Origin of the sequence: Sphingomonas sp. SRS2, from assembly GCF_000971055.1 — a bacterium.
Taxonomy (GTDB): Bacteria; Pseudomonadota; Alphaproteobacteria; order Sphingomonadales; family Sphingomonadaceae; genus Rhizorhabdus.
Map to the genome: position 1 here is coordinate 23,794 of NZ_LARW01000091.1, position 12,183 is coordinate 35,976.

General features: G+C 62.7%; 12 protein-coding genes and 1 pseudogene. 7 read left to right on the forward strand and 6 right to left on the reverse strand.

Features of this window, described 5'->3' with window-relative positions; all coding sequences use genetic code 11:
• Positions 1–6 precede the first annotated feature (6 nt).
• From WP12_RS12450 to WP12_RS24835, 6 genes are all read left to right on the forward strand, one after another.
• Positions 7–924, forward strand: a complete 918-nt coding sequence (locus WP12_RS12450) for a MipA/OmpV family protein (RefSeq protein ID WP_235399119.1) — start codon at positions 7–9, stop codon at positions 922–924.
• 131 nt (positions 925–1,055) lie between these two features.
• Entirely contained in the window at positions 1,056–2,297 is a 1,242-nt protein-coding gene (locus tag WP12_RS12455) for a phospholipase A (protein ID WP_052730366.1), read from the forward strand.
• Positions 2,294–2,932, forward strand: coding sequence for an RNA polymerase sigma factor (locus tag WP12_RS12460; RefSeq protein WP_052730364.1), 639 nt, complete (start codon positions 2,294–2,296; stop codon positions 2,930–2,932). Before WP12_RS12455 ends, WP12_RS12460 begins: the two co-directional genes overlap by 4 nt.
• 368 nt (positions 2,933–3,300) lie before the next feature.
• Complete coding sequence (locus WP12_RS12465; RefSeq protein ID WP_046194043.1) at positions 3,301–3,693, forward strand: hypothetical protein; 393 nt, start codon at positions 3,301–3,303, stop codon at positions 3,691–3,693.
• Positions 3,690–4,664 (forward strand): tyrosine-type recombinase/integrase, encoded by a 975-nt coding sequence (locus WP12_RS12470; protein ID WP_046194044.1) that lies wholly within the window; start codon positions 3,690–3,692, stop codon positions 4,662–4,664. The genes WP12_RS12465 and WP12_RS12470 overlap by 4 nt, the downstream gene beginning before the upstream one ends.
• 62 nt (positions 4,665–4,726) lie before the next feature.
• Positions 4,727–5,185: an RES family NAD+ phosphorylase gene (locus WP12_RS24835; protein WP_152663977.1), complete on the forward strand. Its 459-nt coding sequence runs from the start codon at positions 4,727–4,729 to the stop codon at positions 5,183–5,185.
• 184 nt (positions 5,186–5,369) lie between these two features.
• Here WP12_RS24835 and WP12_RS12480 read toward each other — a convergent pair whose 3' ends face one another.
• From WP12_RS12480 to WP12_RS12500, 5 genes are all read right to left on the reverse strand, one after another.
• Positions 5,370–5,990, reverse strand: coding sequence for a histidine phosphatase family protein (locus tag WP12_RS12480; RefSeq protein WP_046194055.1), 621 nt, complete (start codon positions 5,988–5,990; stop codon positions 5,370–5,372).
• 13 nt (positions 5,991–6,003) lie between these two features.
• A complete protein-coding gene (locus WP12_RS12485; RefSeq protein WP_046194046.1) occupies positions 6,004–6,324 on the reverse strand; it encodes a type II toxin-antitoxin system YafQ family toxin in 321 nt (106 codons plus the stop codon).
• Positions 6,293–6,574: a type II toxin-antitoxin system RelB/DinJ family antitoxin gene (locus WP12_RS12490; protein ID WP_046194047.1), complete on the reverse strand. Its 282-nt coding sequence runs from the start codon at positions 6,572–6,574 to the stop codon at positions 6,293–6,295. The genes WP12_RS12485 and WP12_RS12490 overlap by 32 nt, the downstream gene beginning before the upstream one ends.
• A 222-nt stretch (positions 6,575–6,796) precedes the next feature.
• Positions 6,797–8,170: a hypothetical protein gene (locus tag WP12_RS12495; protein ID WP_046194048.1), complete on the reverse strand. Its 1,374-nt coding sequence runs from the start codon at positions 8,168–8,170 to the stop codon at positions 6,797–6,799.
• Positions 8,171–8,740 carry a recombinase family protein gene (locus tag WP12_RS12500; RefSeq protein WP_017501669.1) on the reverse strand — a complete coding sequence of 190 codons (570 nt, stop codon included), beginning with the start codon at positions 8,738–8,740 and terminating at the stop codon, positions 8,171–8,173. It lies immediately after the preceding gene.
• Positions 8,741–8,880: 140 nt separating this feature from the next.
• Here WP12_RS12500 and WP12_RS12505 point away from each other — a divergent pair.
• Positions 8,881–11,010 (forward strand): annotated as a pseudogene (locus WP12_RS12505) (Tn3 family transposase); the annotation flags it as partial.
• A gap of 66 nt (positions 11,011–11,076) precedes the next feature.
• Here the strand turns inward: WP12_RS12505 and WP12_RS12510 are convergent.
• Positions 11,077–11,943, reverse strand: a complete 867-nt coding sequence (locus WP12_RS12510) for a recombinase family protein (RefSeq protein ID WP_006953933.1) — start codon at positions 11,941–11,943, stop codon at positions 11,077–11,079.
• Between the last annotated feature and the right edge of the window lie 240 nt (positions 11,944–12,183).

The following is a 12,183-nucleotide window of genomic DNA, read 5'->3' on the forward strand; positions in this document are numbered from 1 at the left end:
ATGCCGATGGCGCTGTTCGAGCTCTCGGCGGGGGAGCGGCGCGCCGCGCCCGCTGGACAGGAAATCCGCGAGCACGGCCTGGCATGGCGCCACGATGTCCGGCCTACCCCTTTCAAGGGCGAGGCGCGCCATTTTCCGAAACGATGCGAGTATCTGTGCATGACGTCATCCAGCCGTATAGGGCGTCTCGCGTGGCCAACTCTGCTGCTGGCGGCGCTGGCATTGCCGGCAGCGGCCAGTGCCCAGTCCGGCGATCATGTGACGCTCGGCGCCAGCGCCGGCGTCGTTCCCGACTATCAGGGCTCCGATGACTATCGGTTCCTGCCGATCCCCGTGATCGATGCGCAGTTCGGGCAGTTCTTCGTCAGCCTGCGCAATGGCATCGGCGTAAACGTCATCGAGATCGGCCCATTGACGGCGGGTGCGAGCGTAGCGCTGGTCGGCGGCTACAGGCGGCGTGATGTGCCCGACGGCATCCGGCGCGTCTCGACCACGGCCGGTGGCCGGCTCTTCGCGAACCTCAAGCTCGACAATCTGTCCTTCACGGTGGGCGCCACCAAGGCGGTGGAAGGCGGCACCCGGGGCGTGGTAGCGGATGCCAGCCTCTCTTATGCGCTCCCCGTCTCGGACCGGATGACGGTTATCCCGACGATCGGCACGAGCTGGGCGAACGGCAAGCATATGAATCGCTATTTCGGCATCGACGCAAGCGAAGCCATCGCCTCGGGCCTGCCCTTCTATCGTGCCGAAAGCGGCTTCAAGGACGTGTCGGGCCTCATCACCGCCAGCTATCGCCTCGATTCCCACTGGAGCCTTGGCGCGACAGGCGGCGTCACCCGGCTGCTCGGGGACGCCGCGGACAGCCCGCTGAACGAGCGCCGCTGGCAGCCGAGCGGCTTCATGTCCGTTGCCTACACCTTCTAAGTGCGCAGCCCGGTGCCCGTGCGTTGAGATCGAAGGGGTTGCTCCAATGAAGCTCTCGATCGTCGATCTCGCCACCATAGCACCGGAACGACAGCCAATTCCCGAATGTCATGCTGCGCAGGGTTCGGCCGATGATTAGATATGGCGGCGCTGTGTGCATCGCTTTCGGATTGGCGGCGGGACCGGCCCGCGCGGAAGCGGGTACGACAGCATCGCAGATTGAGCTTGTAATCAGCGCCGTTGCAGACCGGGATGCCTACGGCGCCGCCTCCGTCGAGCTTCGCCTGCTGAACAGCGGCTCCGCCCCCGAAGCCATGGCCCTGCCGCCGCAGATCGGAGCCGAACTGACGGTCAACCGCAGCACTAGCAATATCAGCCTTGAGCGGGCGCCGCAGACGCCGGCCGCCGTGAGTGTGCCTGCCGGTGGCTTCACTAGGGCACGTTACATCCTGCACCTGCCACCGCATACAGCCGCTGGAGAGGCAGTGCTGGCCGTACCCGGATGGAGCGCACAGCGCCTTGCGTTTGCGGTAGGAGGGAGCGTGTCCGCTCCGCCGCCGGCGCCGGCGGGTGGAGGCGCCGGTCCCGCGACCCCCCGTTGGGATACGTCTGTCCCGCAGACACACCTCGCGACCAATGACGTTGCGGCCGGCAATGCCTTCCTGTCCAATCTTTCCGCCTATGCGCCGATCTATGCCGCCTACGGTCCCGGCACGAATAGCGATGCCCGGCTGCAGATCAGTTTCAAATATCAGCTATTCGGCCCGTCGGCCGCGCCGGACCGGCGGCAATCCTGGGAGCAGGGACTCCACTTCGCCTACACCCAGCGCATGTTCTGGGACCTCGGGGCCAAGTCGTCTCCCTTTCGCAACATCGACTTCGTGCCCGAGCTGTTCTACCTCGCTCCAACCATTGGCATCGGGAGCGGCGTCTCGCTCGGCGGCCAAGGCGGCTTCCGACATGAGTCCAACGGGCGATCGGGTGCGGGGTCCCGAAGCCTTAACACGCTCTATGTGCAGCCGGTGGCCTCGGTTGCCTTGGGGAGCTACCGCCTCAGCGTCGGTCCTCGTCTCTGGCTCTACGCCGGGAGACTCAGCGACAATCCGGACATCAAGCGCTACCGTGGCAATACGGGCTTGTTTGCAGAGATCGGTGAGGACGACGGGCTTCGAATCACGACCAATACCCGGCTCAATTTCGGATCTGGCAAAGGCGCGATCGATGCCGACATATCCTACCCGATCGATCGACTGATCGGCGGAAACCTGAATTTCTATCTCTTCGGCCAAGCCTTCACGGGATATGGCGAGAACCTGCTCGACTATAACCGCCGCATGACCCGCCTCCGGGTCGGACTGGCGATCGTCCGGTGAACGCATTCAAACACCGTCGAACGGGCTTCCGCCCGCTCGCCCAACAGTCGGAGCGCATCGACGGCTTGTTCGATGACAACTTTGGGGCTGGGCTGATCGAGCAGGCTGCGTCGCTCAGTGCCTATGCCCGCCGCCTTACCGGCAGCGGCGGTGCTGACGCCGACGATCTGTTGCAAGAGACCATGCTCCGGTGCTGGGTGGCCCGCCGTTCGTTCGTGCCCGACACGAATCTGGGAGCGTGGATGCGGACCGTGATGCGGAACAGCTTTCTTTCGGGGCGTCGCCGCGCCCGCTTCCATGCCGACCTTCCCGAAGATGCGTTTGACCGGCTGCTAGGCGTCGCCGGGGGGCAAGGCGCCGCGGTGGATTTGCGCGACGTGAATTGGGCGCTTGGCGAGCTGATCCCCGACCAGCGGGCGGCGATCCTGTTAGCCGCCGAAGGGCTATCTATCGAGGAAGCGGCGGCCAGCTTGGCCATTCCGGCGGGCACCTTCAAAAGCCGCCTGTGGCGCGGCCGGCTTCGATTAAAGCGATTGATAGAGCACAGGGACACCCCATTGTTGGATCGGCGCGTGGTGGAGAAGCATTCGAAGCCCCGTCCTCGGCGGAACTGGAAAGGCGTGGTGATCGGCTAGGCTGCGCTCCTCAGCGGCGTCGGTCCGCAAAACAGGTTAGTTTGCAGCACGATCCGTCGCGCAGCCGATTCAACTCGACTCATCGGGCTTACGCGCGCTCGCGCGCGGTGGCAGGATCAGCTTAGGGGTACCAAGCCTCGCTTCATGCCCAGCCTCCACTCTTTCCGCATGGCACCAACTGTCTCGACAGGCCGGCGGGGGATTATTCACCCGTTGAACGGGCGATCGTGGACGCCATTGCCTGATGCTGACACACGCGGGATTCACGCCCAGGTCTATGTATGATAATGTCCTTTATCACACACTATCGGCGATCCGATGGAGCCGTTTAAACGCTCCCGAAGATCCACCGCCGAGAGGAACGCCCTATGGACGACAGGAACGACGACGAGGCCGACAACTACGCCGAGCGCGACCAGGCCAAGGCGCTGCGCGAGCAGGCACGCGCGGGCGGCCTGCGTTTCGAGGCATATCTACCCCCGGCGCTGGCCGATTGGCTGTTGGAGCGGGTCGAGCGTGGCATGTTCGTTGACCCGTCCGAGGCGGTGTTCGCGATCGTCAAGAACTTCATCGACATGGAACCGCACCGCGATTTGCGCGACGAGCTGCTACGCCGGATATTGGATGCTTCGATAGAACGGAGCTTTGAGGATGTGGAGGCAGGCCGCACCCATCCCGCCGACGAGGTGTTCGATAGGCTGCAACGGCGCTATTCGCAGCCGCTTCCCGAACCGGCGCGCTGGCAGAAGATCGTGCGATGAACCAGCTCGCCCCCCTGCCCTCGCCCGCATCTTCGCTGGCGCTGGCGCTGCCGGCGTTGATCGCGGCGGCCGACGACGCCACGCGGCTGCGCTTCCTTGAGTTCTTCGCCGTCACGATCCGCAACCCGCACACGCGCCGCGCCTATATGCGCGCGGCGGGCGACTTCCTGGCCTGGTGTGAGGTGCGCGGCGTCGCCTCGCTCGCCCAGGTGCAGCCGCTCCACGTCGCGGCCTGGATCGAGGCGCTAGGGGGCGAGCTGGCCGCGCCCAGCGTCAAGCAGCAGCTCGCCGGCGTGCGCCACCTGTTCGACTGGCTGGTGACGGGCCATGTCGTGCCGGTGAATCCCGCTGCGTCGGTGCGCGGGCCGGCGCACAGCCAGCGGCGCGGCAAGACGCCCGTTCTCGCTCCCGACGAGGCGCGCGCCCTGCTCGACAGGATCGACGTGACCACCGACGCCGGCTTGCGCGACCGCGCCCTTATCGGGTTGATGGTCTATAGCTTCGCGCGGATCGGCGCGGCGCTGGCGATGCGGGTTGAGGACGTGTTCATGCAGAACCGCCGCCTATGGGTTCGGCTGCATGAAAAGGGCGGCAAGCGCCATGAAATGCCGTGCCACCACAACCTAGAGGAATATCTGATCGCCTATATCGACGGATGCGGCTTGCGCGAGGACCGCAAGGGGCCGCTGTTCCGCACGATCGCGCGCGGGACCAAGCGACTAAGCGGCACCCCCCTGCCCCAAGCCAATGCGTTCGCGATGGTGCGCCGGCGCGCGGCGGCGGCCGAGATCGGCACGGCGATCGGCAACCACAGTTTCCGCGCGACGGGGATCACCACCTATTTGAAGAACGGCGGCACGTTGGAGACGGCCGCGACGATGGCAAACCACAGTTCGACCCGCACGACCCAGCTCTACGACCGGCGGCCCGATGACGTGACGCTGGACGAGGTAGAGCGGGTGTTGATTTGAGCTGGTGCGGGGAATCGAGGGTTTTCGTTGCCTCGTAAGACTATGCTTTGCATGGTGAAGCCATGAAACTTTGGCGATTGACTCAGAAAGAACATCTGGCCCTTGATGGCAAAGGCGCTTTCAGTTTGGGGGGGCGATACTTCTCACCCGGTCAGCCCATCATCAGTTTTGCGAGCGAAGCCGGATTAGCTGTTCTTGTCGCCTTGCGGTATCTTCAATCCGGCGATGCCGATATGGATTATATGTTGGGCTGGACCCTGGTGAACGCGGTGCCGGAACGCGTGCCCGACAGTCTGGATGACCAGGCTAAAAAAGTTTTCGTGGACGAATGGGCCGGCTCAGCGCGTTCCCTCCTGATCGCTGTGCAATCCGCCGTGCTGCCGGAGGCCAATGTGATCCTGATGAATGCCCGGCACCATGCGGCGCAGGCGGTAGCTCCGCTGACAACACGCCCGTTTCGCTTTTCCGAGTGCTTGCACCGGCCGCCGATGCTGGATCAGTATCGATCAACGCTTGTTTGATTTTCGGCGCGCGCCGGGAAATTGAGGGTGACGGAAAACCCCACCGGCCGGTTGTCGTGCATCCGGGCAATCCGGCAGGGTTTTTCGGACATTGTTAGGGATGGAGAGGCGGCGCAACAGTGTGAGAGGCCGGAATCTCTAGGATTTGCGCCGCCACCTGTCGGGATTCAGGTGTTTTCCGCCATCACGCGGCGACGGCCGACGCACATTCCCAGCGGTCCCCTTCCCAGCGAATTTCAACCCGTTCCGCGTTGCTGATCGCGGGCGGCTCGCCCTTGCGCCAGAAGGCGCGCATTTTGCCTCGGTCATCCAGATGGGGGTCGGCGACGATCGCGCGCGCGGCCTGGATGAACTGCCCATGCCCGAACACATAGACCAGCGATCCCGCAGGCATGGCGGCGAGGCGGGCCAGCGTCGCGTCGCAGCGCCGGAGCAAGGCGCGGAAACTTTCCGCCCCTTCCCCGTCGCAATAATCAGGGTCGGCTGCGCTCCAATAGCGTTCGAGGTGCGGCATCCGTTCGGCGCTGCGCGTGCCGTTCCAGCGCGCCGGTTGCAGATAGGTGAACTCTTCTATCGGCCACGTCTCCACCGGCACGGCGGGGAATCTGGCGATGGCCGGCGCGGCGGTTTGCCGGGTGCGGGTATAGGGCGAGGTGACGATGAGCGCGGGCGCTTGCGCCCAGCTCGCCGCGACCGCGCGCGCCTGTTCGTGGCCCCGCTGCGTCAGCTCGATCGTCGCCAGATCGTGACACGGCACGCCGGCGTTGCCGGTGCTTTCGCCGTGCCGGATGAAGATGGCCCTCATGGCGCGCATGGTCCTACTCGAACAGTTCCGAATGGGTGCCGGCGCGCACGAAGTTCACCAAATTCCCTTCGATCGTATAGATAAGCAGGAAATCGCCGCCGATATGGCACTCGCGATGATCGCTCCAATCGCCCTTGAGGGCGTGATCCAGCCATTCCGGGCCAAGCGGCGCATCGTTGGCGATGAGCATCATCATCGCCTCCTTGAGCTGCTTCATATTGTAGCGCCCGCTGCGCGACAGCCGTTCCCAATCCTTGACGAACCGCTTTTCGTAGGATGCCTCTCTTGGGAACGAAGCCCGCTTACTGCTGGCGGGCTTCTTGGTCGAGGGCATCAAACAGTTCCTTGGGATCGGTGAAGCGAGCGCGCCGCGCCTTCATCGTCGCGCGGGATGACTCGATCGCCGCCCGCGTCTCGGCGTTGGGCACCTTCAGCTCGAACGGCAAGGCATGGTCCTTCGCGACCCGCGTGAGCGTCATGCGGACCACATCGGAAACCGTCAGCCCCAGCTCGGCCAGCACGGAAGCGGCTTCATCCTTCAATGTTTCGTCGATGCGTGCGCGCACGAACGCGGTAGCGGCCATTGGAATCTCCCTAGTCAGGCCGATGATGTAGCTCATTTGAGCAACAATTTCAACCCAGGCTAGGGGCCTGCGTCATCCGGGCGATTATCTATCATATGTATATCATAATGCTATCGTTGCGCCGTCACTTAGAGATTAGAAAGCAATATCGAGGGCATCGCGTGGATGGTACGCCAGACAACGCTAAACCCGAACAATACCAGAACGGCGATGTGAGGGCGGTCAACGGCGGAAGTCAATCAGCCCCAGCTCTTGCCACATCCACGTAAAATCATAGGTGGCCATTGGCTCGCCAGTCCCGGATTTTGCCGCACCATTCTCTATATATTTTAGCCAGTCGGCAACTTTCGCCCGGCCTGCCTTTGTACGGGCCAAAGCCCGCGGTGTCTTGTTGCCGAGGGCGGGCACCGCTTCATCAAGCGTTTTGGTATATTCGCGTGTCAGCATCTCATGAACGATGCGCTCCCTTTCGTCAGACGGGATATCGAGCGGCTCTTCCTGCGGAGCGCGGGCGGCGTCATCGGCCATGAACTGGGCCATAGTCCGAATTTCGGTCATAGGTGTGCTCACGCAATCACCGAGCCATTCGCGCATATGCGTGATCGCTTGCTCCGCGCGGGCGGCGCTATTGACCTCAACGATCAGTTTGCGACCCACCAGTTCGACATTGGCAAAAACAGGTGTGCCGTCCTCCATGGTTGTCACAAAAGCCTGCCCGCCTTTGGTCGTTCGTGGTTTCCTGTTCTTCGTCACTGGCGCCAGCCAGTTCCAGAACGTATCGCTCGCAGGTTCCAGCCATTGCGCCGCGTTCAGCCTGCGAACCACGCTCTTGCCGATCACGCCCTTCGCCAGGGGGAACACGATACGGTGGAACACAAGATCATCGCCATCGGCATTGACCATTTCCGGCACGCTGCCGGACATGGCCTTGCCCAGACAATCAAGCAGCCAGATATTGGTGAAAATCGGACCTGACGCTTTTAGGAGGCCTTCCCTTTCGGGAGGGGACAGTCGGTCAGTACCTGGCCCATCGTCTTCAAGTTGGGAAAAGGCCTCGATCACTCGCCCGGCGCCGTCCGGGCTGAACGGTAATAAGGCGCCGGAAATCCCATGGCGGCCATTCACCTCGATGACCCGTGCGGCGATCTTGTCCCAGTTAACAAGGGTCTGCGTTGCGCTATGTTCGCGCACCGTGACCGGCGCAATATCGCGCAGAAGATCCCGCAAGGTCATCGACTGCCCGGGGACGACCTCGCTAACCTCATAGAGCGACATCACCGTATCGCGCAGTGCGCGCATGTAAGCCTTGTTCGGCGCTTTCTCGTTCCAGCCCCGGCGCTTGAGATACTCATCGACGAGATTGAGGCCTTCAGGCTCGAGTTCCTGTGTGAGCAAGTCTTCGAAAGCACAGCCCCACAGCTGCGCCTCCCAATGATCGCCGATGATGTCGAATATATCATCAGGCTCAAGATCCATCGCATCGCAGGCCGGGCCAAGATGCGCGACGAGCATCTCGTCCATCATCTCGTCCCAGGGCGCACGGCCCAAGTACTTCATCAATCCGGAAAGATCGTGAGCGGATTTCGGTCTGGACATTCAGGCAGGCCTTTCCACGCCAAGGCGGCGCATTTCGCGATAGATAGTCGATCGGCCGATGCCGAGTTGCCGCGCCGCTTCGGTCGGCGAGATACGGGCTTCAACCAGTTTGATCGCGGCATCCACCTTGGACATGTCGAGCGGCTGACGGCCAGGCTGCTTGCCCTTGGCGCGTGCGGCAGCGATGCCGTCCCTGGTCCGCTCGGAAATCAGCCGTCGCTCGAAATGGGCAATGGCCCCGAACACATGGAAGATGAGTTCGCCGGCGGCCGACGATGTGTCGATCTTTTCCTCAAGACTCAGAAGAGCGATGCCCTGGCCGCGTAGCGTCTCGACCGTGGCGAGCAATTCGGCCAACGAGCGCCCGAGCCGATCGAGGCGGACCACCGCTAGGGTATCACCCTTACGCGCATAGGCGATCAGTTCGGCCAGACCGGGCCGCTCCATGCTCTTGCCCGACATGACGTCGGTAAACACCTTGATGGCGCCCGCCTTCTCCAGTCGCATGGTTTGGCCCGAAACATCCTGATCGCCGGTGCTGACGCGGGCATAGCCCAGAATATCGCCCATGCCGTGCGTCTCCCCAACGGTCGTTCTGTGGACGCTATGGAGGACAGCCGCTTCGCCCCATCGACATCCGTCCACATACTATGTCTCTTTACTCATGGTTGTCCATAGGCGCAGATGACCTTTTGTGGACGGGAACCGGCATGACGAAGCGCAAGCATCAACTCCTGACCGAGCGCGAGCGCGATCAGATCCTCGCCATCCCGACCGATCGCGACCGCCTGGCACGGCTCTACACCTTCGAACCTTCGGATATCGAGATCATCGGCGCGCGACGGGAGCGACGGAACCAGTTGGGCGTGGCGCTGCAACTCGCGCTCCTGCGGCACCCGGGCATCACACTGGCGCAGTTGATACAGGACAAGGGAGCGATACCCCATGATCTCGCCGCCTTCGTCGCGGAACAACTTGGTCTACACGTAACCGACCTGGCCAACTATGCAGCGCGGGATCAGACGATGACGGACCATGCCCGCGAGCTGGCGATGCGAGCGGGCCTTCGTGGACCAACCCGCGCCGACATTCCCTTCATGATCGAAGCGGCCGCGAAAGCGGCATGGGCGACCGACAAGGGGATGACGATAGCGATCGGCGTTGTCACCGCCCTTCGCGAGGCCCGGATTCTACTGCCGTCCATCTCCACCATCGAACGCGCCAGTAGTGCGGGACGCGCGCGTGCCCGCAAGCAGGCTGCCTACGCCCTGATCGCTGATCTTAGCGCCGAACAGGTCCACGCCCTCGACCAGGTCTTTGACGACGCCGGCGGCATGAGCCAACTCGCTTCGCTCAAGACCATTCCCGTTGCGGCCAGGCCCGATCACATCCGCCAGATTCTCGACCGCCTGCGGCAAGTGCGGAAGATCGGCATCTCCCCGGACGTGGCTGGCCGCATCCATGCCGACCGATTTCGGCAATATGTCAGGGAAGGCCGCGCTTCGCCTGCCTATATGATCGAGCGATATATTCCCTCCCGACGGCGCGCTACGCTGGTTGCGTTCCTGCTCGACCTCGAGGAACGACTGACCGATAACGCCTTGGAGATGGCGGACAAGCTGATCGGCAGCATCTTCACCCGCGCGAAGAACGCCCAGGCGCGCAGCTATGCCACCACGTCAAAGAATGTGGCGCGGCTGATGCTGATCTTTCGCAGGACAATCGACGCATTGACCGATGCGGTCGATACCGGCGAAGATCCAATGGAGGCCCTGGACGCATCGGTCGGGTGGAACACCCTCCTGAAGGCGAGGCCAGAAGTGGCGACAATCGCGGAAACCGCCAACCTTGATCCGCTGACGGTGGCGGCCGACCGCTATGCGACGTTGCGCAAGTTCGCCCCCGACCTGCTTGAGGCGCTCCAGTTCAGGGCCGGAAAGGGCAGTGCAAAAACGATCGCCGCCATCGAGATGCTGCGCGACCTCAACAGGTCGGGCAAACGCGATCTGCCTGCCGACGCTCCGATGCCCTTCCGCAAGGAATGGCGGAAAATCGTCGTGGGCGATGACGGCAAGATCAACCGGCGTCTCTGGGAAATCGCGACGATCGCGCATCTGCGCAACAAGCTGCGTTCCGGGGATGTCTGGGTGGAGCGATCGGCAGGATACCGCCGGTTCGACAGCTACCTGCTCAGCGAACCCCAGGCGAAGCCGATCGTGTCGGCTCTCGGTCTGCCACCCACAGCCGGCGAATGGCTCGAACAGCGGGGCCGCGAACTTGACTGGCGGCTTAAGAAATTTGCCCAGCGCCTGAAGCGCGACGCTCTGGAGGGTGTGCGATATCGCGACGACCGCCTCCAGATATCCCCCGTTCGCACGATCGCGACGCCCGACGCCGAAGCGCTGGCCGACCGGCTCGATGCCATGATGCCACGCATCCGCATCACCGAGCTACTGCATGAGGTGGCGCAGGAAACCGGCTTTCTTGCGGCGTTCACCAACCTGCGTACCGGCGAGCCGTGTCCCAATGAAAACGCGCTGCTCGCCACGATCCTCGCCGACGCCACCAATCTCGGCCTGTCGCGCATGGCCGCCGCGAGCCAGGGAGTCACGCGCGATCAACTCCTGTGGACCCATGACGCCTATATCCGCGACGAGAGCTACCGCGCGGCGCTCGCCGTTCTCATCAACGCGCACCACCGCCTGCCATTCTCGCGGGTATGGGGCGACGGCACAACGTCCAGTTCCGATGGTCAGTTCTTCAGGGGCGCGAAGCGCGGCGCATCGGGCGGCGACATCAACGCCCGCTATGGCGTCGATCATGGCTTCAGCTTCTACACGGCCCAGTCGGCCCGAAGCTGCGATTTTGGCCAGGTTGAAGAACGAACACTGAACGCTTGATTGATTCTACCAGGACCGTTGCTGACCACCGACCTCGTAGATATCGGCTTCCATGGAGCAATTGTAGCTCTCTGCGATGTTGAACATCTCGGAGAGGAGGCTTTGGATTTCCTCATCAAGGGAAATGCCATCCGGATCGGGGTCATAGGCGACGGTCAGTTTGTAATCACAATTGCCGTTTTTTACCATGGCGTAGTCGCGTTCCAGCATCGCCTCAATCCGCTCCCGAGCGGGTTTTCTACCTCTTCCACGCTTGTTGAAGTTCTCGATAATCAGATGCAGGGCGATGCTGGCAGTGGGCGGCTTTTCCGGCAGTTTGGTCTGTGACGGAATAATGTCGAGCGCCCGATAGACGGTCATTCGTGAGACCTTCAGGTCGCGGGCAACGCGGGCCTTGCTGGCGCCGGCGGCAAGGCGACGGCGGATTTCATCGTCATCGACGTTCTTCTTCCGGCCTTTGTAAACGCCTTCGGCGCGCGCCGCTTCGATCCCGGCGCGCTGACGATCCTTGATGAACTTCAGCTCCATATCGGCGACCATGCCGAGTATGGTGATGACCATTCGCCCCATGTCGCCCGCCGTCGTCACCTCTGGCTCAAGGATGCGCAGCGAAGCTCCCTTTTCATCAAGCTCATGCACCAGGTTCAGGACATCGCGCGTGGAGCGGCCGAGCCGGTCGAGCCGCAGCACGACCAGCTCGTCGCCGGTGTGCATAAACTGCATGATCGTTTCCAGTTCCGTGCGCCCGCTCCGCGAGGCCCCCGATCCGGTCTCGGAACGGATAATTTCGCAACCTGCATTCTTGAGGCGGCCAATCTGGATATCCAGATCCTGGTCCGTGGTGCTGACGCGGGCATATCCGATACGAGCCAAGTGCAAAATCCGTCACATTAGGGTGGCTCTTGCAGTGTATCGTCACATTGAGCGCAAACCCACCCTTTTGTGACAGACGAATGGTGTCACTCGGCCCTATCACTCTGGGGTGTACCCAAATGGTGCGAGCGGAAAGGCCCCGGTCAGGCAGCAAGCCGCCCAAAATCGATCCGGCTATTCAGATCGAGGTCGAAGCGGCCATAAGGATTGACGTGGCTGTAAATCAGCGGTGTGAGGCCG

Excerpts from the sequence above, each read along its gene's own strand:
- WP12_RS12450 (WP_235399119.1), top strand. The coding sequence starts at position 7 with ATGGCGCTGTTCGAGCTCTCGGCGGGGGAGCGGCGCGCCGCGCCCGCT.
- WP12_RS12455 (WP_052730366.1), top strand. The coding sequence starts at position 1,056 with ATGATTAGATATGGCGGCGCTGTGTGCATCGCTTTCGGATTGGCGGCG.
- WP12_RS12465 (WP_046194043.1), top strand. The coding sequence starts at position 3,301 with ATGGACGACAGGAACGACGACGAGGCCGACAACTACGCCGAGCGCGAC.
- WP12_RS12470 (WP_046194044.1), top strand. The coding sequence starts at position 3,690 with ATGAACCAGCTCGCCCCCCTGCCCTCGCCCGCATCTTCGCTGGCGCTG.
- WP12_RS24835 (WP_152663977.1), top strand. The coding sequence starts at position 4,727 with ATGAAACTTTGGCGATTGACTCAGAAAGAACATCTGGCCCTTGATGGC.
- WP12_RS12480 (WP_046194055.1), bottom strand. The coding sequence starts at position 5,990 with ATGAGGGCCATCTTCATCCGGCACGGCGAAAGCACCGGCAACGCCGGC.
- WP12_RS12485 (WP_046194046.1), bottom strand. The coding sequence starts at position 6,324 with ATGCCCTCGACCAAGAAGCCCGCCAGCAGTAAGCGGGCTTCGTTCCCA.
- WP12_RS12490 (WP_046194047.1), bottom strand. The coding sequence starts at position 6,574 with ATGGCCGCTACCGCGTTCGTGCGCGCACGCATCGACGAAACATTGAAG.
- WP12_RS12495 (WP_046194048.1), bottom strand. The coding sequence starts at position 8,170 with ATGTCCAGACCGAAATCCGCTCACGATCTTTCCGGATTGATGAAGTAC.
- WP12_RS12500 (WP_017501669.1), bottom strand. The coding sequence starts at position 8,740 with ATGGGCGATATTCTGGGCTATGCCCGCGTCAGCACCGGCGATCAGGAT.